We start from the raw sequence: 25,115 nt of genomic DNA, 5'->3' as shown, positions 1-25,115 counted from the left end.
GCTAGTCGAAGGGTCTGACACCCTGCTCCTGCCGGGCCGTCGTGGGAGCCTTGTCGGTGGGCTCTGCCATTCTGTGCGGCTCTCGCAAATACGAGACGCGCCGTGACCCGCCACGGCCCAGTGCTATCCGTAGGAGTTCGACATGACCGAGTACCCGGCGCCCCAGTTCCCGACGGCCCCCACCCCGCTGCCGACCGAGAAGAAGCGCCGCCGCTGGCCGTGGATCGTTGCGGTGGTCGCGGCCCTGTTCGCCGGGGTCGGGATCGGCAGCGCCGCAGAGCAGGACCCGACGGGCGAACGCACCTCGGCGGTCGCGCAGCAGGAACCCGATGCGGCCGCGCAGGCGCAGGCATTGACCGAGCGGGAGCAGGCCGTGAAGACTCGCGAATCCCAGCTCGAGCAGCGCAGCACCACCCTCGACCAGCAGAGCGCCGACATCACCAAGCGCGAGCAGGCGTTGGTGTCGCAGGAGCAGGAGGCCTCGACCGCGCCGAAGCCGAGCCCCGCGCCCGCTGTCGCACCCGTTGTCGCACCGGCACCGGCACCGGCACCTGCACCTGCACCTGCATCTGCATCTGCACAGCAGCAGACCGGTTCCGGCCAGCGGAACGCCGTTCGGTCCGCCCAGCAGTACCTCGACATGTCGGCGTTCTCCCGCAGCGGGCTGATCGAGCAGCTCGAGTTCGAGGGCTACTCCACTGCGGATGCGACGAGCGCGACGGACAGCCTGAACGCGGACTGGAACGCACAGGCTGCGCTGAGCGCCAAGAACTACCTCGAGATGACGTCGTTCTCGAAGCAGGGCCTGGTCGATCAGCTGGTGTTCGAGGGATTCACGAACGCACAGGCCGAGTACGGGGCCAACGCCGCGTACTGACGAGCCCTGCGGGTCCCCTGACCGGCGATCGCCGGTCAGGGGACCTGGTCGTCGCCGGAGTCGGTGCCGTCGCCGCGACTGCGGTTGTCGCGTTCGTTGTGCTCGCACCGTCTGTGTTGTTCCGCGTCCCGCCTGGCGTGGTGGCGGGCGAGCGCTGCGGCGAGGTATTCGTCGAGGTGATGCCGGTGGTTGACCCGCGGTTTCTGTTCCGGGTCGATGTGCGGCGGCGCCGTCCATGCGGTACGCCCGGCATGCTTTTGGCCTTCCGGTACGACGTCGGTCTTCCAGCCGCCCGGACCGTCGTGGACGAGTGCATGGCACCCGTCGCATGCGAGGTCTTCGTTGACGACATCGGTACGGCCACCGGCCTTCCACTCCGCGAGGTGATGAACCGCGGTCAGCGTCGCCGGCGCATCACAGCCGGGGCGGGTGCAGCCACGCGAGGACGCGATCAGCGCGAGCCGCTGATCGGCAGAGGCGAGGCGCCGGCGACGGCCGAGGTGCAGCGACCGGCCGTTGTGGTCGAACAGCACCAGCACCGGGTGCGCCTGCTCCGCCATCCGCAGGGCATCCCTGATCGACACCGTCCCGCCCGATGCAGTCGTCACCACCCCGGACGCCTCCTCGAGTTGCCGCAAGGTCATTGTGATGATCGCGGTGACCGGCAGGCCGCGGTGACTGCCCAGTACACCCGACGAGAGCAGCTGCCGCAGCGCGGCTTTCAGTGCGTCGTGGTTGCGTTGAGCCGGGGTGCGGGTGTCGCGGGCCGCGGCGTTCGCGAGGGCGGCGCGGTCGAGGATCGGGGATTCGACATCGCCGGACGGGGACTGCGGATCGTCGGGATTGTTCATCCCGGGCCGAGCGAGCTTGGCGAGGACCGGGTCGAGGAGGGCACGTAACTCGGGATCGAGCATCCCCGAGATCGGGGTCATGAGGTCGGCGCCCTGCCGCCCGATCCGCACCCCGCGCAGGCGCCTGCGATCGTGCTCGTCGGGTGCGGCGCCGTCGGGATTCAAGTGCGCGATCAGCCGCACACCGATCTTGGTGACGTCCTCCGGCGTCGTGGCGCGGGCAGCCTCGGCAAGTATCTTCTCGGCGACCGCGATCTCGTCGGCCCCGGCGCGGTGCGGGATCCTGCGCATGGCCTGCGCGACCGCAGCGACGTGGTCCGGTCCGATCGCGCCCTCCCGCACTGCCGACGCGGTTGCGGGCAGCGTCGCGTCCATCTTCTCGCCGCCGACGGTGTGCCAGGTGCCAACCTTGGTGGCGCCCTTGACCCGCTTGGCTGCGTCGGCCCCGGACAGGCGCAGCGTCGAGATCAGGAACTCGTTGACGGACCGGCAAGCCAGATTGCCCGGAATGGACCGTTCGACTGCTTCGACGATCAGCCGGTGCCCGGCCGCGGACGCCTTCCGCAGCGAGACCTCCATCCGCTGCAGCGACTCGACGACGTCGGCCTCGGACAGTCCCGACAGCGATTCGGCGAGCAGGCCCTCGACCGCGGCGTCGAGGGCGGCCAGGTGGTGTTCCACCCGGCCCGCGTCTCCGACCTCACTGCTCGAAAGCATGTTCGTATTTTACCGCGGGGAACTGACAGGAATCAACGGATCCGAGTCAGCACTTGTGCGCATCGCCAGCGGGTCGGTACGTGCGTCTGCGGCTGGTGTGGGCGCAGGAGTCGCTCGACGTGCTGGTCGCCGATGGGGTGGTGCTGGACATCGGCGCGCGGCGCTCGATCACTGCCACGCCCTCGGCTCGCGCGGCGCGGACCGGAAACGAAGGCAAGGTCGTCGATCAACTCGCGACCGGCCGGACGATGTCCGCGAGAGAGCTGGCAGAGGCAATCAGCACCTCCGTGACCACCTTGCGGCCGGCGCTCCGAGCCCTCGTCAACCCGGGAGGGCTGAAGGCACTGATGGTGGGCCAGAGGCTGTTACCTACAGTGATGCCATCAGTGTGTGCAGTGACGACCGCCTCGTTCACCGGTATGCAGACAGCCGCAGTGCACGGCCATGAGGATGGGCCAAGTGCATTATCGCCAGGCTCAGCCCGGTGGCATGCACAACCAGGTTCCAGTCGGAGCGCAGCGGAGCGGCGCATCCCGCCCACACCGGCATCCCCGACACCGGGCGAACGCCGCTCCTGCGTCGGGCATGACGCGCGGACCAGGGCCGACGGTCACCCGGTGCGGGGAATGTACTTCTTGCCCTGCATCCGGGCCAGCACCTCGAGGATCCGGAGCGCCGAGACCGTCTCGCCGATCCCGGCCTCGTCCCGCAACCGGATCAGCCGGTGGTGCAGGGCGCGGTCGTTCTCGTGCAGCGCGGACCGCACAGCTTCCAGGTGCTCGGTTCTGGTGCCCAGTTCCCGGCCGACCCCGTCGTCGTAGACCGGGTGCAGCCGGGGGCGTTTGCGGGCGATCAGTTTCGACGCGGTGGTGCGGCCGATTCCGTGGATCTGCGTCAGTGCCGTCTCGAGCCGCCATTGCGGCGACTGCTCGGTGAGCGGTTCGTCTCGGTCGGCGAGGTCGCGGTCGGCCCCGACTTCGGCGAGCAAGGCATCGAGTTCGGGCCGTTTGTCTCCCAGCAGGATCAGCGCCGCCTGCGCGGGAACCTGCACCGACAGCAGGGTGGCGGCGACCAGGTCGTCGGTGGTGAAGACGTCACAGTCGGCGTCGCGTCGCCCGCTCGGGTCCCAGGTGTCCCACAGCGCACCGGGACGCAGGTAGCCGGTCTTGACGGCCGGGCGGGTGAAGTACTCCTGCAGCACGTCGATCGCGCCGGCGTCGGCCCCCTCCCGCAGCACCTTGGGCAGCCGGATCGGCAGGGCGGCATCACTCATCGGCCGACTCCTGCGCGAGGACGTGGGCCGCGAACGAGCGGTTGTGGTCCTGCGCGTACGGACCGCGTCCCTTCGTGACGAGGTGCTCGGCGAGGGGCCGGGTGGCCTTGTCCAGCGGCAGTTCGAAGAACTGCTCGTCCGCACCCTCGTCGGAGAGGAACCAGTCCAGCATGACGCCGTCCCCCTCGGCGAACGCCATCGAGGTGGGCTGCATCCGCACCAACGGCGTTCGGAGCGCGAGTTCGTCCAGGGTGCAACCGGTTTCGGCGGTCAGGGCGGACTCCGAGACGTACAACACGGTGCGGTAGTCCACGATCTCGCCGCCCTCGGTGAACCGCTCGACGAAGAGCACCTCCATCGGCCCGACGTTGAGGGTGAACAGCCGCTGCCGCTCCGCGGAGCTGTTGGTCGACGGCAGCGCGCTCAGCGTCCACCGCTCCACCTCGCCGCCGGCCGGGTCGTCGAACGCGTCCGCGAGGTATCCGGAGATCAGGTCGGTGATCACGTCGAAGAACGGGTCCTGCTGCAGCATCGCGAAGTTCTCGTCGCTCGCCGAGGATTGAATGGTCGCCATGGCGTCCATTGTCCCCGAGCCCGTTCGGCGACCGCGAGCAGTGGGGCCCGATTCCCGGGCGGATTCTCCTCGTCGTACCGGTTGGCGTCGGGCCCGTCGTCGAACTCGGGGCCTCGACAAACCACTCCGCGGAGGGCGCCGGCCACACGACCGACGACCTCCGCGGAGGACGGACAGCTAGGTCAGGACAGCGAACCGAACAGATCGGTCAGGCTACCGGCACTGCCGGAGCCGCCGTCACCGTCGCCACCGCCGGGGCCCGGCTCGCCGACCACGATGGTGGCCAGCGCGCCGCCACCCGCATTCAGGTCCGCCGTGGCGCTGTCCCGCGGCACGCAGTTGGTGGCCGCGAGGACCGGCGTGGTGCCGAGCGCCGCATTGGCCAGGAAGGAGTAGTAGTTGGCCGGGTTGTCGTAGGCCCCGGCGTCGCCCGAGACCCGCACCTTCGGGGTGATGTCGGTGCCGACGGCGCCGGCCGTCACGGTGACGTCGACTGCGGGCAGCTGGAAGAAGGTCTCGCCCGCGGCGTTCGGGGAACCGTCGAGGTTGGTCTTGGTCTTGGGCGCCACGATCCCGCCCTCCACGTCGGCGGCCGCGCCGGGACCGTTCACCGACACCTCGTTGTTCCCGGACAGTCGCAGGATGCCGCCCGCCGCGTCCGGCGCGCCGGCCTCGTTGACGCGCTGGACGTCCGGCGCCACCCCGGTCAGGTTCGTGGCGGTGCCGGCGACAACCTCGGCCTTGACGAACGTGGCGTTCGCGGGGATCTCGTAGTCGATCTTGAGTCGCGACAGGTTGACGGTCGTCGCTCCGGTGTCGACATCGGGATACGACGCAGGCGTCGGCTGAATTCGGTACGTGAAGGTCTCGCCCGCCTCGACCAGATCCGGCGCGTCGACCACCACGCCACCCTGGACCGTCTTGGGGACTGCGAACCCGAAAGCATGTGCCGCACAAGAGTTCTTGAAGTCGGTCTGGTTGACCGCCGCCGACGCGGGGCTTACCCCGAGGAAGAGTCCTGCGATCGCGGCGGCGCTGGCGGCCGGAACCGTGTAACGGGGAAGCGAAGAAGAAAACATTCGTGCTCCTGTTCTGCGGAAGTGAACCCTGACGACCTCGGCATTGTGTTAGACATCACACACGGCCGAGGCTGAAGCTAACACGGGTTTCACCAAGAATTGGCAAAACGGAACAAAAGATTAGGTAAAGCAATCTTGACGTTGGCCGTCGGCACCCCGGCCGCGCCCATCGAGCTCGCCCGGCAGGGGCGTGACCTCACGTCGTGACGCTGGACGCCCCGAACCGGTAGTCGTCCAGCGGAAAGTTCCGTGCCTCGCGGAACGCATCGGCCGTCGACGTCGGCCGCAGGATCGCCGCCTCACCGTGCTGGTTGAAGTAGTAGCTCCGCGCCGTCTGGCAGCTGCCGCCGTAGAACACCGAGTCGTCCAGCTTCTCCGTCATCCGGTCGAGGAACCGGCCGTTGGCCCGCTCGGTCACCTCGAACACGTCCGCGCCGCGCCTGCGCACCTCACCGAACAGTCGCTCCATGTGCGCCATCTGCGACTCGATGGTGGTGAAGTACGACAGCCCGCTGTACGAGTACGGGCTGGCGAGGGTCAGGTAGTTCGGGAACTGCGGCACCGAGACCCCCTCGTATGCCTGGAAACGGTTGTCGCGCCACCACTTCCCGAGGTTGCGGCCCTCCCGGCCGATGATCTCGATTGCCGGGAAGTTCACGTCCCAGAGGTTGAATCCGGTGGCCAGGATCAGGGTGTCGATCTCGGTCCTGCGGCCGTCCGCGGTGACGATGGCGTTGGGCTCGATCCGCTCGATCGTCTCGGTCTCGAGGCGCACGTGCGGCCTGGTGAAGGTGCGGTAGTAGCTGTTGGAGAAGGTCGGACGCTTGCACCCGAAGTCGTAGTCCGGCGTCAGCTGTCGCCGCAGTTCCGGGTCGCCGACCTGCGCGCGCAGGTGTCCCCGGGACGCCGCGGCGGCACCCTTGTTGAGCAGCTTCGTCTGCTTGAAGTGCAGCACCGCGCTCACCATCACCGCCTCGAGGATCCCCGAGCTCACCGCGCGCGCCGCACGCTGGACCGCAGGCACCCGCGCGAACAACCGCTGCACCACACCGGGGATCGCGACGTCCACCTTCGGCAGCACCCAGATCGGGGTCCGTTGGTAGACCGTCAGTTCCGCGGCCCTGCGGGCCACCTCCGGGATCAACTGCACGGCGGTGGCACCGGTCCCGACGATCGCCGTCCTGGTTCCGGTCAGGTCGTGGTCCGCGTCCCACGCCGTGGTGTGGATGACCTTCCCGGCGAACGAGTCGATGCCGTCGATGTCCGGCAGGTGCGGCTGCGACAGGAAGCCGGTCGCGGTGAGCAGGTACTTCGCGGTGACGGGCGGCTCTCCCTGGATCGAGATCTCCCACCGCTGGGCGTCCTCGTCCCAGCGCGCCCCCTCGACGACGGCACCGAACCGCATGTGCCGGCGCAGGTCGTACTTGTCCGCGACGTGCTCGGCGTACCGCTTGAGCTCGGCGCCGGGGGCGAACAGCCGCGACCAGTACGGGTTCGGTTCGAACGAGTAGGAGTACGTCACCGACGCGATGTCGACGGCCAGGCCGGGGTAGCGGTTGACGTGCCAGGTGCCTCCCAGGTCGTCCTCGCGTTCGAGGATCGCGAGGTTGTCCAGGCCGAGGCGCTCGAGCTGGATCGCGGCTCCCATCCCGCCGAAACCTGCGCCCACGATCACCGCGTCGTAGTGCCCCGCCCTGTGGTGCTGTGCCGCCATCGAAAACCCTCCGTCGAGTTCCGCCACGTCACGGCCGACCCTACGTCGCGGACCCGCCCCGCGCCCGGGCATTCGCCGGGCCGGAGCGGGATCAGGCCAGCGAGAGCTTGACGATCGGGTCGCTCGTCGGCAACGCGGAACCGGTACCGGGCTCGACGGTGATCGCGACGGTCTGCGCGTCCCCGAGACCGGTGATGACCTCGCCGGACGGCGGCGGCATGGTGTCCGCGCTCATGGTGCCGGCCGACCGGGCCGACTCGGTCGCCCCGTCCGCCGGCATCAGCCACATCTGGTAGACCTGCCCCGCGGGGGGCGGCGGCACCGACTCCATCGAGACAACGGCGGCGTCGAGCTGCCGCGACGCGGTGACGCTGACGGAGCCCCCGGCCACCTCGGCACTGGCGCTCAGGGTGTTCGGCTCCGACATGACCTGCGCGACGCTCGGCGGCGCGGGCTGGTTTCCGGAGAGCTGGTTCACGGCCACCGCACCGCCGACCCCGATCACGACGACGGCCGCCGCGGCCGCGATCACCCGTGTCCAGCGTCGCCGGCGCGCCGCCCGGCGAGCGTCCAGGTCGGTGACGACCCCGCCCCCGTCCACCGTGGCCCCGTCCTCGTCCACCGCTGCCAGGATCCTGGCCCGCAGGTCCGACGGTGGCGTGGTGGCGTCGAGTACCGACATCCTGGCCGTCGTCTCCCGCACCTCGCGCACGATCCGCATGAACTGCGCCGAGGTGTCCGGATCCGTCGCCGCGAGCCGCACGGCGATCTCGCGCCGCTCGGAGTCCGAGACCGCGCCGAGCGCGTACACGTAGGCAAGCTCGAGAAGTCCGTCGCCGCCGGGCGGAGTCGTGGTCTCAGGCATCGGTGCTCACCCCCAGGCAGTTCTTCAGTCGTATGAGTCCGTCGCGGATACGTGACTTGATCGTCGGCAGCGCCACGTCCAGCTGGTCGGCGACCTCCCGGTAGGTCTGGCCGCCGTAGTAGGCCAACCCGATCGCCTCGCGCTGCGTCGCGGTCAGGGAGTCCAGGCAGCCCACGACTGCCTCCTCGTCGAGGCGCTGGCCGACCTCTTCGACCACCACGTCGTGGTCGCGGCCCAGTTGCGCGTACCCGTACACGGTGTTGCGGTCCGAGGCGGACTGCTCGGCCCGGACCCGGTCGACGGTGCGTCGGTGGGTCAGCGTCATCAGCCATCCGACCGGGCTGGAGCGGTCCGGGTCGTAGCGTCCGGCGCCCGACCAGATCTGCAGGTACACCTCCTGCGTGACCTCCTCGGCCAACGCGGGGTTCCGCAGGATCCGGGTCGACAGGCCGAAGACCCGGGCGCAGGTCAGATCGTAGAAGTCGGCGAACGCGCGACGATCCCCGTCGGCGACCGCCGCGAGCAGTTCCGTCAGTCGGCGCGCCTGTGCCACGTCACCGGACGCGCCGCCCGGAGTCACCTGGCAGGCGCGGTCGCCATCGGCATCCGCGTGCGAGTCGTCGGAGCCGTCGGGGTGCATCGCACCATTGTCGCTCACGTACCCGTCGACACACATGGCGTCGCCGTATCTGCCGTCCACAATCGACACCTCCCGCTCACACCGGTGATTCGGAGCGGCGCAGACGGCGGATGGGCCGGCACCCGATCGGCCGGCCACATCGCGCGTCGTCTACTGCGCGGGCGGCATGAGCACCGAGTCGATCAGGTAGACCGTCGCATTGGCCGTGTGCACGCCGCCGCAGATCACCGCCGCGTCGTTGACCTTCAGGTTGTCGCCGGACCCGGTGACCGTCACCGTGCCGCCCTCCACCGTCGGGTGCTGGCCGTCGATGTTCGCGGGGCTGATCTGTCCCGGGACCACGTGATAGGTGAGCACCTTCGTCAGCGTCGCGGAGTCCGTCTTCAGTGAGTCGATGGTGGCCGGGTCGACCTTCGCGAACGCCGCGTCGACCGGCGCGAACACCGTGAACTGACCACCGTTGAGCGTGTCGACCAGGTTCACGTCGGGGTTCAGTTGCCCGGACACCGCGGAGACCAGCGTCGTCAGCAACGGGTTGTTCGACGCCGCCACCGCGACCGGGTCCTGCGCCATCCCGGTCACCGAGCCGGCCCCGGTCGGCACCGTCGCGGCGTACTCCGCGCAGCCCGGCCCGACCAGGTCTGCCGCCGGGTTCGCCTGTGTCCCAGAGGCCATCGCCCCCGAGGTCATCGCCGACCCGGTCATCTCGTCCTGGGTCATCGCGCTCGGGCCCCCGTCGGACGAATCCGAGTCGTTGCTCGAGCAGGCCGAGAGGCCGAGGACGCCGACCGCCGCGAGGCTCACCGCGACACATGCCTTGTGCTGGAGGTTCTTCATGGACAATTCACTCCTTCGATCGCAACCGGGCCGACCGCCCGACATCTGTTCTGTCGAGGGGGATTCGGTGTGGTCGCCGGGGCGGATGGGTCGGATTCGAGAATTGTTCGTAAAGCGCCCTTTCGGAACGTGGCATTCGCATGGACCCAGCCGGGACGCGGTCGGCTCCGAATACCGGGCATGCAAACACTCGCGCTGATCGGATTTCTCGGCGGGCTGATCACCGGCATCTCCCCGTGCATCCTCCCCGTGCTGCCGGTGATCTTCTTCTCCGGCGTACAGAACGCCCGGCCGTCGCGCGCGGCGCCCGACGCACCGCCCGCCGCGCCCGATGCCCCACCCGGAGCGGTCGCTACCGAGGTCCGGCCCGAGCTCGCCCTCGGCGACCGGCTGCGTCCGTACCGCGTGATCGCCGGTCTGGTGCTGAGTTTCAGCGTGTTCACCCTCGCGGGTTCACTGCTGCTCTCGCTCCTGCACCTGCCGCAGGACGCGGTTCGCTGGGTCGGCCTCGTCGTCCTGACCCTGATCGGCCTTGGCCTGATCTTCCCGCCGGTCGAGCGACTCCTCGAGCGGCCGTTCTCCCGCATCCCGCAGCGTCAGGTCGGCGCCGGGCGAAGCGGCTTCGGTCTCGGACTGGCCCTCGGGGTGCTGTACGTGCCGTGCGCCGGTCCGGTCCTCGCCGCCATCGTGGTCGCGGGCGCCACCGGCGACGTCGGTCTGCCCACGATCGTCCTCACCCTGTCCTTCGCGGTCGGTGCGGCACTCCCCCTGCTGGTCTTCTCGCTCGCCGGACGCCGGATTGCCGAGCGCGTCACCGCGTTCCGTCGGCACGAGCGGGGCATCCGTGTCACCGGCGGGCTCCTGATGATCGGCCTCGCCGTCGCGCTCGTCCTCAACCTGCCCGCGGTGCTGCAGCGTGCGGTGCCCGACTACACCAGCTCCCTGCAGGACACGTTCGCCGACAGCAGCCAGGTCCGCGGCAGGCTCGACCTGGGCGGCATCGTCAACGACCAGAACCGCGGCCTGGCGAACTGCACGGACGGCGCCACCGAACTCGAGGTCTGCGGCACGGCGCCGGACATCACCGGGATCGACGGCTGGCTCAACACGCCGGGCGGCGCGTCGGTAGACCTGAAGTCGTTGCGCGGCAAGGTCGTCCTGATCGACTTCTGGGCGTACTCCTGCATCAACTGCCAGCGGTCCGTCCCGCACGTCACCGGCTGGTACGACGCCTACCGCGACGCCGGGCTCGAGGTGATCGGCGTCCACACGCCCGAGTACGCCTTCGAACGGGTCGAGTCCAACGTCGTCGACGGCGCCGCGGGCCTGGGCATCACCTACCCGGTGGCGCTGGACAACAGCTACTCCACCTGGACCAACTACCGAAACCGGTACTGGCCCGCGGAGTACCTGATCGACGCGACGGGCACCGTGCGGCACATCAAGTTCGGCGAGGGCGACTACGACGTCACCGAGAAGCTGATCCGCCAGCTGCTCCGGGACGCCAACCCCGACGCGACCCTGCCCGCCGCGACCGCCGGCGCGGACATGACCCCACAGGCCGGCACCACGACCGAAACCTATTTGGGGGTAGGCAAAATGGTGAACTACGGCGGCGCGGGAGGCTACTCCGAGGGCAGTGCCACGTTCGCCTACCCGGCCGGCCTACCGGACGACAGCTTCGCGTACCGGGGCCGGTGGAACCTCGACTTCCAGGGCGCCACCGCCGAGAGCGACGACGCGAGCATCGCGCTCAACTACCACGGCCGTGACGTCTTCCTGGTGGTCGGCGGTACCGGCACCGTGACCGTCACCCGGGACGGACAGCAGAAGACCATCCCGGTCAGCGGACCGCCCACGCTGTACCCACTCGTCGACGACGCCGGCGTCAGCCGCGGCCGCCTCGACGTGGCCCTCACCCCGGGGCTGCAGGCGTACTCGTTCACCTACGGCTGAGCCGCAGGTAGCTCCGCCGCCGGTGTGCGGGTTGCCCCCCGGCGGGCTTCGAGCGCATCCAGGATCAGGTCGAGGCCGCTCTCCGATGACGCGGCACGCCCACCGACACTGCTCCGCATCCGCGAGTTCCTCCGCATGGACCTGGTCGCGGACTGACGGTCGGCACAAGGACCGCTCACCGACCGCTCACCGCATTTAGTTAGTGCACGATCTATTCGTGTACGATTCACGTCATGACCCGCGCCGAAGCCACACCTCCGGAGGGCGACCTGCTCGCCCTGGACCGCCAGGTCTGCTTCGCGCTCGCCGTCGCGAACCGCGCGGTGCTCTCGGTGTACCGCCCCCTGCTCGAGCCGATGGGCCTGACGCACCCGCAGTACCTCGTCATGCTGGCGCTCTGGGGCGAGGCGCCGATGTCGGTGAAGGCCATCGGCGCGGCCCTGCAGCTCGACTCCCCGACACTGTCCCCGCTGCTCAAGCGACTGGAGGCGTCCGGCCTGATCACCCGCACCCGCAGCGCGGACGACGAACGCCAGCTGTCCGTCGACCTCACCGACGCCGGCCGCGCGCTGCGCACCCAGGCCGAGCGCATCCCCGGATCCGTCGTCGCCCGCCTCGGCGTCGGGCTGCCCGAACTCGAGGAGCTGCACCGCGTCCTCACCAACATCAACCGCGCCGCACTCCAGGCAGGAGCACTGAACTCATGAGCAAGACCCGCCCCAACCCCCTGCAGTGGATCGCGTACGCGTGCGGCGCCAAGCTGCCCTCGTCGATGAACGACTGGGTGCTCAACGACATCACCGGCGACCACTACGTGGTCCGGCACCTGGTCCGGGCGATGGTGCCGTTCCTGCCGCTGTTCGCGATCTTCATGCTGTTCCCCGGCCCGCTGTGGCTGCGCGGCTCGATGGTGCTGCTCGGCGTGCTGCTCGCGCTGTTCTACTCGGTGGTCTACATCCACCAGAACCGCGCGCGGCGACTGCAGAAGAACGGCCTGCCGATCGACCTGAACAACGCGAAGCGCCGGGCCGCCCGGGCCGCGCGGGACGGCTCCTACGACGCCGCGTGGCGCTGAGCGGCGACGCGCCGCGTGCTTGCCCGGCGCGCACGACGGTTACTTCCTAGACTCGCATCTGGTGATTTCGAAAGTTCCTCGCTGTCGAAAGGATCCACATGCGCTTGATGAAGGCCGCAACCGTCGCCGCCGCGCTCGTCGCGGTACCCACCCTCCTCGCGGCACCCGCCGCGCAGGCGCTGACCCCACAGACCGTCTTCGGGACGCTGACCTGCAAGAAGGGGTCGCAGAACTCGGCGCCGACGGTCGTGCTGGTGCAGAGCGCGAACGGCGAGTCCGGCTGGGCGAAGGTCAGCGACGGCACCGGACCGAACTGGTCGAAGAACTACCGGTACACCGCCAACGACGCCGGGCAGTTCCGGCTCGTCGTCGGCTGCGGCGGAAACGACCCGGAGAAGAAGAAGGGCGTCGTGACCGCCTGGATGAAACCGGGCAGGCACAACGTGACCGCGAACTTCTGACGGCGGGCAGGGCGGTCACGGGCGTCCGGACGGACCGCCCGTGACCGGCCGTCGGCGCGGCTAGGCGCCCGTCTCGACCGGCCGGCCCGACGCGATCCACGCGTCGGTGCCGCCGTCGACGTTGGCGGCGTTGATGCCCGCGGCGCCGAGGAACTGGGCCGCCTGCGCGCTTCGACCACCCATTGCACAGATGACGTACACAACGGGAGCGGCGGGGATCTCTCCGTACCGGATCGTGAACTCGCTCAGCGGGATCAGCGTGACACCGGGCACGTGAGCCTGCGCGTACTCGCCGGCCTCACGCACGTCGATCACCGGAGCCCCGTCGGCCAGCGCCTGCTCGAGCGCGGCCAGATCCACCTGCAGCATGGTTCCCTCTTCTCGTCGATTGCCCTCGATCATACCCAAGGGGGTATCAACACCCTCCCGCTCGGCGGCACAGACTCGGTGCCCGGTTAGCTGTTGCCCGGCCACGGTCCTAGCATCAAGACCATGAGCATCGCCTTCGTTCAGTCCACCTGGCACCGGTCCATCGTCGACCGCGCACGGGACGCCTTCGTGGCCCACTGGCGCGAGCTCGGGCACGATCCCGCCGAGATCGAGTTCTTCGAGACCCCCGGCGCCTTCGAGATCCCGCTGCACGCGCTGCGGCTCGCCCGCACCGGCCGCTTCGACGCGATCGTCGCCGCAGGCCTGGTCGTCGACGGCGGCATCTACCGGCACGAGTTCGTCGCGTCCGCCGTCATCGACGGACTGATGCGGGTGCAGCTCGACACCGACGTGCCGGTCTTCTCCGCCGTCCTCACCCCGCACCACTTCCACGAGCACGGCGACCATGCCGACTTCTTCTCCGCGCACTTCGACAAGAAGGGCGCCGAGGTGGCCGACGCCTGCTCGGGCACCCTGGCCTCGCTCGCCACGATCAGGTAGCAGTCCCTCCCGCCCGCCGGGTGCGTCATCCATTCAGTCGAACGGATGACGCATCCGGCCGGTCGGACGCGAGTGTCGGTGGTCGTTGGCATACTCCGAATCGAGCGGCCGGAACGGTTTCCCGCTCGATCCCGGAACTGTCCGGACCTCCACCCACCGCGCGAGGGAGCACTGTGCCCGATTCCACGAAGCAGGTCCTCTACGTCGACCTGGACAACACACTGGTCGACTTCAAGTCCGGCATCGGCCGAGCCCACCCCGAACTACTGGCCAGGCACGACGGCGACCTCGACGAGATTCCCGGCATCTTCGCCACCATGGACCCGCTGCCCGGCGCGATCGAGGCGTACACCGAGCTGGCAGCGCACTTCGACACCTACATCCTGTCCACCGCGCCCTGGGCCAACGCCTCCGCCTGGCACGACAAGGTCCTCTGGGTGCAGCGGCACTTCGGATTCGGCAAGGACTCCGTCGCCTACAAGCGGCTGATCCTCTCCCACCACAAGAACCTCAACCACGGCGACTTCCTCGTCGACGACCGACCGAACAACGGCGCGTCCGGGTTCGCCGGCAACTGGATTCACTTCGGCTTCGACGAGAGTCCAGGCTGTACCGCACCCGGTGCGGGCTGCCACGGCACCCACCTCCCCGACTGGGCGGCCGTGACGAAGCACCTCCTCGACCGGAGCTGACGGCGCCACTCGGGCCGACCGGAGCGTCACTCGCCGACTTCGACTGACCGAGTTCGACATTCGGCAGTCCGCGGCGGTGACGGACGGTGACAGGGCGGCGTGCGGCGGCGTGCGACAGCGGCCGGCCGAGCATCGAGTCGAGCTCAGACGGGCAGGCCACCCAGGAACTCGAGCATCGCCGCGTTCACCTCCGCAGGCTTCTCCATCTGCACGAAGTGCCCGGCGCCCGGGATCACGTGGGTGGAGACCAACCCCGGCACCAGCTTCCGCATGGCCGCGAACGGATCCCGGCCCATCATCTCGAGCACCGGATCCTTCGCCCCGGCGATGAAGGTGACCGGCACCTCCACCGGGCGCTCGTGCACGGCCTCGTTCTGCGCCCACACCGCGTCCTCGGCGCGGTACCAGTTGAGCCCACCGGTGAACCCGGTGCGCTCGAATTCTGCTACGTAATAGCCGAACTCGTCCTCGTCGAGCCAGTTCCACGGCAGGGCAGGAGGTTCCGGCAGCACGTCCAGGTAGCCGTTGCCGTCCGATGGAAACTCCCAGCAGTCCAGGTACCGGTTCGCGCCGCTGAGCGCGTGGAACAGCTTGGCCAAGAACTCCCGGGGGTGATCGCCCAGCTCCCGGTCCGCGACACCGGGCTCCTGGAAGTAGTGCACGTGCGCGAAGTGCTGGGACGCGAGGTACCTGAACCCGACGCTCGGCTGCACGGGCAGTCGCGGGGTGCGCGGAACGCTGAGCTGCATCAACGCGGTCACCCGACCGGGCGCCCAGGCGGGCAGGTCCCACACCAGGTGGGCGCCGAAGTCGTGGCCCGCGAACACCGCCTGCTCGATTCCCAGCGAGTCCAGCAGCCCGACCATGTCCGCGGCGGTGTTCGCCCGGTCGTACGCCGCGACCTCCGGCGGCGCCGAGGTGCGGCCGTAGCCCCGCATGTCCGGGGCGATCACCCGGTATCCGGCGGCCGAGAGTGCGTCGAGCTGGTGACGCCAGCTGAACCACAGCCCCGGGAACCCGTGGCAGAGCACCACCGGTCGGCCCTCGCCGCACTCGGCGACGTGCATCTCGATCCCGTTGACCGACAGGATCCGGTGCGTCACCTCCGCCATCACAGGCCGCCCTGGACCGGGGTGGCGTGCCGGGCGCCGCCGGACGGCGCCGAACGGGCGGGCGCGGCCCGAGGGGGCACGGGCAGCGCCCCGGAACCGGGCACATCGAAGCGTCGGTGGAACATGTCGCGGGTCACGGGAAACCTGTTCGGGAGAAGGTGCTTGGGATCTCGCGACGGTACCCAATCAGCCCGTGGACGCGCGGCCGAACGACGACGCCGGGGGGCTACCGCAGCCGCGCCGCCAGCCAGGAGGTCACGTCGTCGAGCACCTTCTCCTGCTCGGGCTCGTTGAAGATCTCGTGGAACAGCCCCGGGTACTCGTGGTAGGTCAGGTCCACCGAGCCCGCCTCGCCCGCGATCAGCCGGCTGCCGTTCACGTTCGCCAGGCCGTCCTCGCCGCCGTGCAGCAGCAGCAACGGCAGGTGCAGCCCGGACAGGCGCGCCGGCAGCGTCTCTGAGTTGACCACCAGGCCCCGCGCGATGCCGGCGGGCACCTTGCCGTGGTGCACCAGCGGGTCGGCCCGGTAGCGGGCCACCACGGCGGCGTCCCGCGACACCAGGTTCGGATCGAGCGACTGCACCGGCAGCGAGGGGGCGAAGCGCCCGATGATCTTGCCCAGCGCGACCACCGCCGCCGGGGTCCCGCTGGTGACGTCCACGGCCGGGCCGGACAGGATCAGCCCGGCCAGCTCGGACTGGTGGTCGAGCGCGTAGGACAGCGCGATCGCACCGCCCATGCTGTGTCCAAGCAGGTAGCGGTCCAGGCCCGGCTGCTCCTGCGCGACGATGCCGAACAGCCGCTGCAGGTCGTCGGTGAAGTCCGACCAGTCCTTCAGCAGCACCCGCTTGCCGCCCGAGCGTCCGTGTCCGCGGTGGTCCGGCGCGTACACCACCAGGCCCAGGTCGGTGAGCCGCTTGATCACGTGGTCGTAGCGGCGGGCGTGCTCACCCAGTCCGTGCGAGAGCACCAGCGCCGCGCGTGGCGGACCGTCCGGGGTCCAGACGTCGTAGACGATCCGGGTGCCGTAGTTTCCGGTGAACGAGGATTCGGTATGCGCCACGGCCCGAGCATAGGCCGAAGAGCCGACCGAACAAGCCGACAACGCGGGTCCGGGTCGCGCCCGTCCATGGCAGACTCGTGAAGACGTCGCGATTCCCGCCCGAGGAGGCGCCATGTCCGAACCGACGAACCCCGCCTGGCCCGCTCTGCGGGTCGCGGACTGGACCGAGACCCGCGAGACGCTGCACATGTGGCTGCAGATCATCGGCAAGATCCGGCTGTCGTTGGCGCCGCTGGTCAACCACTGGTGGCAGGTCACCCTGTACGTGACCCCACGCGGCCTGACCACCTCGACCATCCCCTACGGGACCCGGGTCTTCGACATCGAGTTCGACTTCCGCGAGCACCGGCTGCGCATCGTCACCAGCGACGGCGGCACCGAGGAGATCGCGCTCGAACCGCAGTCGGTGGCCGAGTTCCACGCCAAGGTCGGGCGGGCCCTGCGCCGCCTCGGCATCGAGGTGACCACCCAGGCCACCCCCAACGAGGTCGACCCGGCGATTCCGTTCGCGGAGGACCACACCCACTGCGCCTACGACGCGACCGCCGCGAATCTGTTCTGGCGGCAACTCGTGCAGGCGGACCGCGTCCTGCACGAGTTCAGGTCCCACTTCGTCGGGAAGGTCTCCCCCGTCCACTTCTTCTGGGGCGCCATGGATCTCGCGTGCACCCGGTTCTCGGGCCGGACCGCGCCCACCCACCCGGGCGGCGCCCCCAACTGCGGCGACTGGGTCATGGTCGAGGGCTACTCACACGAGTTGAGCAGCTGCGGGTTCTGGCCGGGCGGCGGCGAGGAGGGCGCGTTCTACGCGTACGCCTATCCCGAGCCGGACGGGTTCGACACCTTCCCGATCGGTGCGCCGGATGCCTTCTACAGCAGCGAGTTCCGGCAGTTCCTGCTGCCGTACGAGCGTGTCCGTACCGCGAACGACCCCGACGCCGTGTTGCTCGACTTCCTGCAGGGCACCTACCGGGCGGCCGCCGAGCTCGGCGCATGGGACCGCTCCGCGCTGGAGTGCGACCCCGGCCGATGGGCGGCGCGCCGCTAGTGTCGTGCCGGTGCGAGTGAATCTCCGGGCCCGGCTGGTGTCCGTGCATCCCCTGCCCGGCGTGCGTGCCGGTTCGGCGCTGGTCCGGGTCGACGACCGACTGCTCGCGGTGCAGGACGACGCCTTCTGTGCCGCCTGGGTCACCCTGCCCGAGCTCGTGGTCAGCAGCGTGCCGCTCGCGGCCGACGGCGCCCCGCTGGCCAAGCCCGACAAGCCCGACTTCGAGGCGGCGCTGCGCGCGCCGGACGGAGGTGTTCACCTCCTCGGTTCCGGCTCGCTGGCCACGCGCTGCACCCTGGCCCGCCTCGACCCCGGTCGCGGCACGGTGTCGCTGCGAGAGGCCGGGGACGTCTACGACAGCGTGAGCCGGGCGCTGGGTCTGGTCGGGCGGCCCAACATCGAGGGCGCCGGGGTGGCCGGTGACCGGCTGCGACTGTTCCACCGCGGGGCCGCAGCGCAGCCGAGCGGGAGCGTCGACCTGCCGCTGGGGGTGCTCGACGGCGAGACCCCGGAGGTGCTTGACTGCCGACAGTTCGATCTGGGCAGCGTGGACGGTGTCCCGCTCGCGTTCACCGATGCCACGGTCGTCGACCACACCCGCACGGTCTTCCTCGCCGCCGCCGAGAACACGGTCGACGCGATCGCCGACGGCGCGATCGCCGGCTCCGCGGTCGGGCTGATCGCGTACTCCGGTGATCGGCCCGCCGTGCACTGGACCCGACTGCTCGACCCCGACGGCCGCCCCAGCCTGCGCAAGGTCGAGGGGCTGGCGTTGGACGACGACCTGCGAGGCGGCTGGCTGCTCACCGACCCGGACGACGCGCAGCGCCCCGCCGAGCTGTGCCGCGTCGCGCTCGAGGGATTCGACTGAGCCCGACGGCTCAGTCGATCTCGTAGACCACCTCGACGCTCACGCTCAGTTCCTGGCTGCCCGGCTCGATCGGCGTCGACGGCGCCATGTCGAACGCCATCCCGGCCTGCGGGGACGGGCCCGGTGTGCCCGCGGGCACCTCGGTGATCGACCGGACCTCGCCCAGGCCCACCCCGGCCGCCTCGGCGATCTGCCCGGCCTGGGCCTGGGCCTGCTGCACCGCCCGGGCGCGGGCCTGCGCGCGCAGTTCGCTGTCGTCGGCGATCGAGAAGGAGGTCTGCTGCACCCGGATCGCGTCGCCCGAGGCGCCCGCCGCCGCGTCGATCAGCTCGCCCGCCTTGCTCACCTCACGCACGGTCGCCGTCACCTGGTTGGTCACCTGGTAGCCGGTGATGGCCGTGCCGCCGGGCGCGAAGACCGGTTGCACGGACAGGTTGGAGGTCGCGATGTCCTGCGCCGCCACGCCCTTGCCCTTCAGCGTCTCGATCAGGCTGCTCGCCCGCTGCGCGTTCTCGGCGAGGGCGACGTTGGCCTCGGCGCCCTGGGTCTGGACGCCGAGGACCACGGTGACGGTGTCGGGGGTGCCGGTCACCTTCCCGGTGCCGTGGGTGCTGATCCCCTGCGGGGCGGCGTCGCTCGAGCCCCCGTCGGAGTCGGCGCAACCGGTGGCCAGGACGGCCACCGCCGCGGCGGTGAGGGCGAGGGCTGCGGTGGAGCGTCGCATCGTCTGCATGGCTCACTGTGTACCAGTGTGGCCACCCCGGCACCGGAAGTTCGCCTGCCGTGTCGCGCCGCCGGCTACGTGCCGGCCGGGTGCGCGACGTCCGCGGACGTCGGCCCGGCGGCCGTCCGGGCGCGGCGTCTGCGGCGCAGCCACCAGACGAGCGCGACCACGGCCGCCAGCACCAACAGGGCGCGGGTGCCACCACCGAGTGCGCGCTCGATCGCGGGTAGGGAGTTCCCCGCGAAGTACCCGAGCAGCACGTTCGCGGTGCCGAAGACCACCGCGGCGACGGAGTTGAAGGCCAGGAAGCGGCGGTACGGCATCTCGCTCAGGCCGGCCAGCGGTGGCATCACCGTCCGCACGTAGGCGACGAAACGGCCCAGGAACACCGCCGGTCCGCCATGCCGTTCGAGCAGGGCCTGCGCGCCGTCGAGCCTGGTTGCGAGGAACGGGACGCGCAGGATCCGTGGTCCGAGCCGACGGCCCAGCGCGAAGCCGACGGTGTCACCGAGGATCGCGGCGACGATCACCACCGCGATCATCACCGGCAGGCTCGCATCGGTCTGGCTGGCGATCACGCCGCCCATGATCGCGGCGGTCTCGCCGGGGACCAGGAAGCCGAGCAGCAGCGCGTCCTCGGTGAAGACGAACGCGGCTACGACCGAGTACCCGACGAGTATGTCGAGTCCCTGCAGTCGCTCCAGCAGTCCGCCCATGGTGCGCTCCGCGTCAGCCCTCGACCGAGGGCGGCGGCCCGAGCTTCGCGAATCCCGCACCGGCTACGTCGAATCCGGTACGCAGCAGCCCCTGGAATCGGTCCGCTCCATCGTCCGGTTGCCAGGCCCGGTACGCGGTGTGTACCACCGCGAAGGCCGTGTTCACCACCAGCGCGACCTGGAAGACGTCGTCGTCGGTGCCGGTGATGCGGTCGGCGGCCCATTCCCGGATGAAGGATCGGAACGGCTCGCTGGCCGCCCACGCCGATTCGAGCGTGGCCGGCGAGGTGACGATGATGCTCTTGCGCAACAGCAGTTTCGGCTCGTCGGGTCCGACGCAGCCGACGATGATCTCCCGCAACGAGTCCCACAGCGGTTCGTCGTCGGGGCGGTCGGCCGCCCGGGCCCGCCACCGGGCGGGGTCCTCGGGGTCGGGGTCGAGCAGCAGCGACTCCTTGGAGTCGAAGTAGTTGAACAGCGTGCTCTTGGAGACGTTCGCGGCCGAGGCGATCTCCTCCACGCAGACGCCGTCGTACCCGCGGGCGGTCACGAGCTCGACCGCCGCCGCACGCAGCGCGCGCCACGTCTCGAGCTTCTTCGCCGCCCGGAGTCCCACCACCTGAGTCACGATCCCAGCGTATCCACAAACTTGGACCTGGTACAAGATTGGTCCCGGTACATCCGGAATAGACCGGCACCGCGCCGCGGTTGTCCAGTCATGACACGTTCCGTGATCGCGCCCACATTCGGAGGGCCGGAGGTCCTCACCGTCGTCGACGAACAGGTGCCCCCGCCGGGACCCGGACAGGTCCAGGTCGAGGTACGTGCGGCGGGCGTCAATCCCGCCGACTTCAAGATGTACAACGGCACCTTCGGCACCGATCCCGGCACCCTGCCGGTACGACCGGGATTCGAGGTGTCCGGCGTGGTGGTCGCGGTCGGCGACGACGGCCCCTTCCGGGTGGGCGACGAGGTGATTGCCTACACCGGTGCCGGCGGCTACGCCGAACTGCTGAACGTGCCTGCCACGAGCGTGCTCGCCAAACCCGCCGCACTGCCCTGGGAGCAGGCCGCGGGACTGCTGACCACCGGCGGCACCGCCGTCGACGCCCTGACCAATGCCGCCGTCGACACGGGCGAGACCGTCCTGATCCACGGCGCGTCCGGCGGCGTCGGATCGCTGGCGGCGCAACTGGCCGTCGCGCGGGGCGCCACCGTGGTCGGCACGGCGCGGGCGTCGAACCACGACTACCTGCGCGGCCTCGGCGTCGTCCCGGTCGAGTACGGCGACGGCCTGGTGGGCCGGTTGCGCGCGGCCGCACCGGACGGATTCGACGCGGCAGTCGACACCATCGGAACCGACGAGGCCGTGGACGCCTCACTCGAACTGGTCGCGGACCGCAGCAGGATCGTCACCATCGCCGCATTCAGCCGGGCGGCGCAGGACGGCTTCACCGCCATCGGCGGCGGCGACCCGGAGGGCGTACGGATCCGACGCGAGGCCCGACCCAGGCTGGTCGAGCTGGCCGGACAGGGCAAGCTCGTCGTCGAGGTCGCGAAGACCTTCCCCCTCGACTCCGCCGCGCAGGCGCACACCGAACTCGCACAGCCGCATCCGCGCGGAAAGTTCGTGCTCGTGCCCTGACCGTCTGCGCGAGTGTGCGCCTGTCGGTTGCCCACTCGCGGGATTCCCCGACAACTGCACAGTCGGCGCACACCACCGACGGAAATCTGCCACCCGCTGTTCATCGTCACGTTGTCGACCGGACGTCCGACCCTGCCAACCTCGTTGACATGTACAGCCAAGTTATCGAGAAGAGGGCGATCGACGCATCGGTCGTCGACGGCGACCTACGTCTGGCGGTCGACGGCGCGGTGGTCGAGGTGGCGGCGGTGTGGCTGCGCGACGCCTGCACCGACGCCGTGAGCCGCGACGCCGTCAGCGGTCAGCGACTGTTCAACATCGTCGACCTGCCCGCCGACCTGCTGGTCCGCGAGGCCAGGCTCCGTGGCGACCGCGTCGAGGTCGAGTTCGCCCCCGACGGCCACCGGTCCACCTTCGAGCTCGCCGCACTGCTCGCCGCGGACGAGCCGGCGCCGCTGACCGATTCACGCACCGAACAGGGAAAGCATCTGTGGCGCACGGCATCCGAGGTGTCACCGCTGATCTCCCACGACTGGGCCGACTACCTCACCGACCCCGCCCCGGCCCTGCGTGAGGTGGTCGAGCGCGGGTTCGCCCTGCTGCGCGGGGTGCCGACCGAGCCCGGTCAGGTCACGACAGTGGCCGAGACCTTCGGCTTCGTCCGGGAAACCAACTACGGCAGGCTCTTCGACGTGCGAGTCGAGGAGAACGCGGTGAACCTCGCGTTCACCGGCCTCGCGATCAGCCCGCACACCGACAACCCCTACCGCGACCCGGTTCCGACGCTCCAGCTCCTGCACTGCCTGCACAACGCCTCGGTCGGCGGCGAGTCCGGCCTGGTCGACGGTTTCGCGGCCGCGGCCGCCCTGCGCGAGCACGATCCCCGCGCCTTCGAGATCCTCACCACCACCGCGGTCACCTACCGCTTCGACTCCCCCGACGCCCACCTGAGCGCCGTCATGCCCCTGATCTCCCTCGACCAGGCCGGCCGGATCCGCGAGATCCGTTTCAACAACCGCTCGATGGTGGTGCCGCGCCTGCATCCCGCCCGTGCGCGCGAGTTCTACCGCGCCTACCGAGCCTTCGCCGAGCGGCTGTACGCGCCCGAGGCACAGCTCAACTTCCACCTCGGCGCCGGCGACTGCCTGATCTTCGACAACACCCGACTGCTGCACGCGCGCACCGCCTTTGCCGCCGCCGGCGGCCGCCACCTGCAGGGCACCTACGCGGACCTGGACGGTCTGCTGAGCACCCTCGAGACCCACCAGGAGACCCGATGACCCACGCCTACGACGCCCTGACCGCGCTGTTCGACGGGGAGGGCGGTCAGGAGTACCTCGGCGAGCAGGTGTCCATGGCCCAGCACATGCTCCAGACCGGGCGGGCCGCCCGCGCGGAGGGCGCCCCCACCGAGCTGGTGGTGGCTGCGGTACTGCACGACGTCGGCCACTTCTCCGGCGCGGTCAGCGGCCGGGAGCTCATGTCGGGCAACGACAACCACCACGACGCCGTCGCCGCCGAGTGGCTGTCCACCTGGTTCGACGACGCGGTGACCGAGCCGGTACGGCTGCACGTCGCGGCCAAGCGCTACCTGTGCGCCACCGACCCCGCCTACTACGACAAGCTCTCGGGCGCGTCCAAGTTCACCATGTCGGTGCAGGGCGGGTCGATGAGCGACGAGGAGGTGGAGGCGTTCGCCGCCGAGCCCTTCGCGGAGGCCGCTTGCCGGCTGCGCAGGTTCGACGACCTCGGCAAGGACCCCGCTGCGCCCGTGGTGACACTCGCCGACTTCCGCGCGGACATCGACGCTCTGGACCGGACGCTGCAGGGGTAGCGGTGACGGCGACCCCTCCTCCCGCACGAATCCCAGAGGCAGGCGCCCTTTCCGAACAAGAGGATCCGCTGTCCGGCTCACTCGGACAACGGATCCTCTTGTTTGCGCTGATGACTTACCCGCAGGAACTTCGTCCCCCACGTCGCCACCGTGTAGGACAGGTCAGACCGGCGATTCGGGCTGCTCCGACATCGGCCGCTCCCTCGGAACCCGGTAACGAGGGCCCCCGACCAGGTACACGCAACGGCCGAGCACGACCACCAGATACAGCGCCGTGGGAACGGCGAGCGCCCACCCGCTCGTCGAGTCGCCCGTCGTGCTCCCCGACACCCCGGTCATCCACGCGAGCAGCATCAGGGTGGCTGCGCCGATCCACTCGAGATCTTCTGAGGTCCTCCGATTCAACTCGCCGCGATTGGCCGGACTGGTCCAGTATCGATGGGCGCCCTGGCTCGGGAGATTGATCGCATGGCCGGGGACGCGGGCAATCAGCCGGCCTGCCCCCGCGAACACAGCGGTGGCAGCCACCCCGACCCCGGCCATCGGCAGGAGGAACGACCACTTCGAGTCCCATCGAGTCACCGTGCCCGACCCGTCGAAGTGGCCCGGCAGCTCCGCGTCGGCCGTCACGGCCAGCCACGCCCACACGCCGACGAAAACAGCGAACGAAAGCCACAACGCGGGCTTGGATCTGTTCTTCATTGCCCATCAGCCTAGGCTGCGCCTGCCCGACCCCGGGCGTCCGCGACCGGCTACTGCTCGCTCCGCGAGCTGACCCGACTGGTCCCGCCCGCGGCCAGCGAGTTGCGGACCACGAACGCGATCGATTCGCCTGGGGAGAGGTCGATCGAGCACTCCAGCACCGCGCCGGCCGGGTCCGTCGTCCGGCGGATCGTCCGCAGTAGCGGAGCCCCCGGCTCCAGGCCCAGCAGCTCGGCCTCACGCGGCGTCGCGGCGACCGCGTCGATGGCGTGCTCGGCGGAAGCGAAGACGATGCCGTGATCCCCCAGCCGGTCGGTGATCGACTGGGTGTCGAGATCGATCGCCTCGATCAGCGTCGCGAGGGCCTCCGGGTAGTAGGTGCTCTCGATCAGCGTCGGTGCATCGCCCAGCAGACGGACCCGCTCGGTGTGAAAGACGTTGGCTCCCTCCGTGACACCGAGCTTCTCGGCGACGAGGGCGGGGGCAGGCACCACCCGGGCGTTCAGCGTCCGGCTGCTGGGCACCTCGCCGACGCTGCGAGCCCAGCGCGAGAAGCTGACGAGCTCCGTCATCGACTGCACCCGAGGACCGCCCTGAATCTGCCGTCGGGCACCCCGACGGGACGACACCACCCCGGTCGACCGCAGGAAGGCGAACGCCTGGCGAATGGTGCCGCGGGAGACCCCGTACCGCGCCGTCAGCTCGTTCTCCGACGGCATCGTCGCGCCGCCCGCGAAGTCACCGCGTTCGATCGCGGTCTGGAGGTCCGCGGCGATCGACCGGTACAGCGGCAGATCGCTTGCTTCCGCACTCATTTCGCTACCGTACCGACGCGCGGGAGATGGCCCGCACCTTCGCG

29 protein-coding genes are annotated in these 25,115 nt (G+C 70.1%); 12 read left to right on the top strand and 17 right to left on the bottom strand.

The annotated features are described in order from the left end of the window. The first annotated feature begins 142 nt into the window (after positions 1-142). A complete protein-coding gene (locus tag ACFO6S_RS10370) occupies positions 143-877 on the top strand; it encodes an Ltp family lipoprotein (protein ID WP_378416619.1) in 735 nt (244 codons plus the stop codon). 35 nt (positions 878-912) lie between these two features. Here the strand turns inward: ACFO6S_RS10370 and ACFO6S_RS10365 are convergent, their stop codons facing one another. The 8 genes from ACFO6S_RS10365 to ACFO6S_RS10330 all read right to left on the bottom strand — a co-directional run bounded on the left by ACFO6S_RS10365 (position 913) and on the right by ACFO6S_RS10330 (position 9,427). After that, positions 913-2,445: an HNH endonuclease signature motif containing protein gene (locus ACFO6S_RS10365; protein WP_378416616.1), complete on the bottom strand. Its 1,533-nt coding sequence runs from the start codon at positions 2,443-2,445 to the stop codon at positions 913-915. Positions 2,446-3,055: 610 nt separating this feature from the next. Then, positions 3,056-3,718 (bottom strand): DUF6308 family protein, encoded by a 663-nt coding sequence (locus ACFO6S_RS10360; RefSeq protein ID WP_378416615.1) that lies wholly within the window; start codon positions 3,716-3,718, stop codon positions 3,056-3,058. Next, positions 3,711-4,292, bottom strand: coding sequence for a hypothetical protein (locus ACFO6S_RS10355; protein ID WP_378416614.1), 582 nt, complete (start codon positions 4,290-4,292; stop codon positions 3,711-3,713). The genes ACFO6S_RS10360 and ACFO6S_RS10355 overlap by 8 nt, the downstream gene beginning before the upstream one ends. 182 nt (positions 4,293-4,474) lie before the next feature. Next, positions 4,475-5,371, bottom strand: coding sequence for a hypothetical protein (locus ACFO6S_RS10350; RefSeq protein WP_378416612.1), 897 nt, complete (start codon positions 5,369-5,371; stop codon positions 4,475-4,477). A 196-nt stretch (positions 5,372-5,567) separates the two neighbouring features. Beyond that, a complete protein-coding gene (locus ACFO6S_RS10345; RefSeq protein WP_378416610.1) occupies positions 5,568-7,085 on the bottom strand; it encodes a flavin-containing monooxygenase in 1,518 nt (505 codons plus the stop codon). A 91-nt stretch (positions 7,086-7,176) separates the two neighbouring features. Beyond that, positions 7,177-7,950 (bottom strand): anti-sigma factor, encoded by a 774-nt coding sequence (locus ACFO6S_RS10340; protein WP_378416609.1) that lies wholly within the window; start codon positions 7,948-7,950, stop codon positions 7,177-7,179. Continuing rightward, a complete protein-coding gene (gene sigK, locus ACFO6S_RS10335; RefSeq protein WP_378416929.1) occupies positions 7,943-8,590 on the bottom strand; it encodes an ECF RNA polymerase sigma factor SigK in 648 nt (215 codons plus the stop codon). The genes ACFO6S_RS10340 and sigK overlap by 8 nt, the downstream gene beginning before the upstream one ends. Before the next feature lie 150 nt (positions 8,591-8,740). Beyond that, the gene (locus tag ACFO6S_RS10330) at positions 8,741-9,427 is read right to left on the bottom strand and encodes a fasciclin domain-containing protein (RefSeq protein WP_378416607.1); all 687 of its coding nucleotides are present in this window, start codon (positions 9,425-9,427) and stop codon (positions 8,741-8,743) included. Positions 9,428-9,607: 180 nt separating this feature from the next. Here ACFO6S_RS10330 and ACFO6S_RS10325 point away from each other — a divergent pair, with 180 nt between their 5' ends. From ACFO6S_RS10325 to ACFO6S_RS10310, 4 genes are all read left to right on the top strand, one after another. Further along, positions 9,608-11,383: a cytochrome c biogenesis protein DipZ gene (locus ACFO6S_RS10325; protein WP_378416606.1), complete on the top strand. Its 1,776-nt coding sequence runs from the start codon at positions 9,608-9,610 to the stop codon at positions 11,381-11,383. Positions 11,384-11,616: 233 nt separating this feature from the next. Continuing rightward, positions 11,617-12,090, top strand: a complete 474-nt coding sequence (locus ACFO6S_RS10320; RefSeq protein WP_378416603.1) for a MarR family winged helix-turn-helix transcriptional regulator — start codon at positions 11,617-11,619, stop codon at positions 12,088-12,090. After that, positions 12,087-12,458 carry a DUF5313 family protein gene (locus ACFO6S_RS10315; RefSeq protein WP_378416601.1) on the top strand — a complete coding sequence of 124 codons (372 nt, stop codon included), beginning with the start codon at positions 12,087-12,089 and terminating at the stop codon, positions 12,456-12,458. Before ACFO6S_RS10320 ends, ACFO6S_RS10315 begins: the two co-directional genes overlap by 4 nt. 98 nt (positions 12,459-12,556) lie before the next feature. Then, positions 12,557-12,919 (top strand): hypothetical protein, encoded by a 363-nt coding sequence (locus ACFO6S_RS10310; protein WP_378416599.1) that lies wholly within the window; start codon positions 12,557-12,559, stop codon positions 12,917-12,919. 60 nt (positions 12,920-12,979) lie between these two features. Here ACFO6S_RS10310 and ACFO6S_RS10305 read toward each other — a convergent pair whose 3' ends face one another. Then, complete coding sequence (locus ACFO6S_RS10305) at positions 12,980-13,288, bottom strand: rhodanese-like domain-containing protein (protein WP_378416927.1); 309 nt, start codon at positions 13,286-13,288, stop codon at positions 12,980-12,982. Positions 13,289-13,411: 123 nt separating this feature from the next. Between ACFO6S_RS10305 and ACFO6S_RS10300 the strand changes: the two genes are divergently transcribed. Both ACFO6S_RS10300 and ACFO6S_RS10295 read left to right on the top strand, forming a co-directional pair. Beyond that, on the top strand, positions 13,412-13,849 hold the full coding sequence (locus tag ACFO6S_RS10300; RefSeq protein ID WP_378416597.1) for a 6,7-dimethyl-8-ribityllumazine synthase: 438 nt from the start codon (positions 13,412-13,414) through the stop codon (positions 13,847-13,849). Positions 13,850-14,022: 173 nt separating this feature from the next. After that, entirely contained in the window at positions 14,023-14,541 is a 519-nt protein-coding gene (locus tag ACFO6S_RS10295) for a 5' nucleotidase, NT5C type (RefSeq protein WP_378416595.1), read from the top strand. A gap of 143 nt (positions 14,542-14,684) precedes the next feature. Here the strand turns inward: ACFO6S_RS10295 and ACFO6S_RS10290 are convergent, their stop codons facing one another. The 3 genes from ACFO6S_RS10290 to ACFO6S_RS10280 form a co-directional block, all read right to left on the bottom strand. Further along, the gene (locus ACFO6S_RS10290) at positions 14,685-15,653 is read right to left on the bottom strand and encodes an alpha/beta fold hydrolase (protein WP_378416593.1); all 969 of its coding nucleotides are present in this window, start codon (positions 15,651-15,653) and stop codon (positions 14,685-14,687) included. After that, positions 15,653-15,790: a hypothetical protein gene (locus ACFO6S_RS10285; protein ID WP_378416592.1), complete on the bottom strand. Its 138-nt coding sequence runs from the start codon at positions 15,788-15,790 to the stop codon at positions 15,653-15,655. Before ACFO6S_RS10285 ends, ACFO6S_RS10290 begins: the two co-directional genes overlap by 1 nt. Positions 15,791-15,879: 89 nt before the next feature. Beyond that, on the bottom strand, positions 15,880-16,716 hold the full coding sequence (locus ACFO6S_RS10280; protein ID WP_378416591.1) for an alpha/beta hydrolase: 837 nt from the start codon (positions 16,714-16,716) through the stop codon (positions 15,880-15,882). Positions 16,717-16,828: 112 nt separating this feature from the next. On the opposite strand from ACFO6S_RS10280, the gene ACFO6S_RS10275 reads away from it, so the two are divergent. Both ACFO6S_RS10275 and ACFO6S_RS10270 read left to right on the top strand, forming a co-directional pair. Beyond that, entirely contained in the window at positions 16,829-17,764 is a 936-nt protein-coding gene (locus ACFO6S_RS10275; RefSeq protein ID WP_378416589.1) for a DUF5996 family protein, read from the top strand. A gap of 10 nt (positions 17,765-17,774) precedes the next feature. Then, a complete protein-coding gene (locus ACFO6S_RS10270; protein WP_378416587.1) occupies positions 17,775-18,635 on the top strand; it encodes a DUF6929 family protein in 861 nt (286 codons plus the stop codon). Between the two features lie 10 nt (positions 18,636-18,645). Here the strand turns inward: ACFO6S_RS10270 and ACFO6S_RS10265 are convergent, their stop codons facing one another. The 3 genes from ACFO6S_RS10265 to ACFO6S_RS10255 form a co-directional block, all read right to left on the bottom strand. Next, positions 18,646-19,368 (bottom strand): SIMPL domain-containing protein, encoded by a 723-nt coding sequence (locus ACFO6S_RS10265; RefSeq protein ID WP_378416586.1) that lies wholly within the window; start codon positions 19,366-19,368, stop codon positions 18,646-18,648. Between the two features lie 65 nt (positions 19,369-19,433). Continuing rightward, complete coding sequence (locus ACFO6S_RS10260; RefSeq protein WP_378416584.1) at positions 19,434-20,075, bottom strand: DedA family protein; 642 nt, start codon at positions 20,073-20,075, stop codon at positions 19,434-19,436. A gap of 13 nt (positions 20,076-20,088) precedes the next feature. Next, a complete protein-coding gene (locus ACFO6S_RS10255; protein ID WP_378416582.1) occupies positions 20,089-20,703 on the bottom strand; it encodes a TetR/AcrR family transcriptional regulator in 615 nt (204 codons plus the stop codon). A gap of 90 nt (positions 20,704-20,793) precedes the next feature. Between ACFO6S_RS10255 and ACFO6S_RS10250 the strand changes: the two genes are divergently transcribed. The 3 genes from ACFO6S_RS10250 (at position 20,794) to ACFO6S_RS10240 (ending at position 23,554) form a co-directional block, all read left to right on the top strand. Continuing rightward, a complete protein-coding gene (locus tag ACFO6S_RS10250) occupies positions 20,794-21,720 on the top strand; it encodes an NADP-dependent oxidoreductase (RefSeq protein WP_378416581.1) in 927 nt (308 codons plus the stop codon). Between the two features lie 149 nt (positions 21,721-21,869). Continuing rightward, entirely contained in the window at positions 21,870-23,000 is a 1,131-nt protein-coding gene (locus ACFO6S_RS10245; protein WP_378416579.1) for a TauD/TfdA family dioxygenase, read from the top strand. Next, complete coding sequence (locus ACFO6S_RS10240) at positions 22,997-23,554, top strand: HD domain-containing protein (protein WP_378416577.1); 558 nt, start codon at positions 22,997-22,999, stop codon at positions 23,552-23,554. The genes ACFO6S_RS10245 and ACFO6S_RS10240 overlap by 4 nt, the downstream gene beginning before the upstream one ends. 162 nt (positions 23,555-23,716) lie before the next feature. Here ACFO6S_RS10240 and ACFO6S_RS10235 read toward each other — a convergent pair whose 3' ends face one another. Together ACFO6S_RS10235 and ACFO6S_RS10230 are read right to left on the bottom strand one after the other, a co-directional pair. After that, positions 23,717-24,256: an SdpI family protein gene (locus tag ACFO6S_RS10235; RefSeq protein WP_378416575.1), complete on the bottom strand. Its 540-nt coding sequence runs from the start codon at positions 24,254-24,256 to the stop codon at positions 23,717-23,719. Positions 24,257-24,306: 50 nt separating this feature from the next. Further along, positions 24,307-25,071: a GntR family transcriptional regulator gene (locus ACFO6S_RS10230; protein WP_378416573.1), complete on the bottom strand. Its 765-nt coding sequence runs from the start codon at positions 25,069-25,071 to the stop codon at positions 24,307-24,309. Positions 25,072-25,115 lie beyond the last annotated feature (44 nt).

The organism is Rhodococcus kronopolitis (genome assembly GCF_042654025.1).
GTDB classification, from domain to species: domain Bacteria; phylum Actinomycetota; class Actinomycetes; order Mycobacteriales; family Mycobacteriaceae; genus Rhodococcus_G; species Rhodococcus_G kronopolitis.
This window is presented reverse-complemented; position numbering and strand designations above follow the sequence as displayed.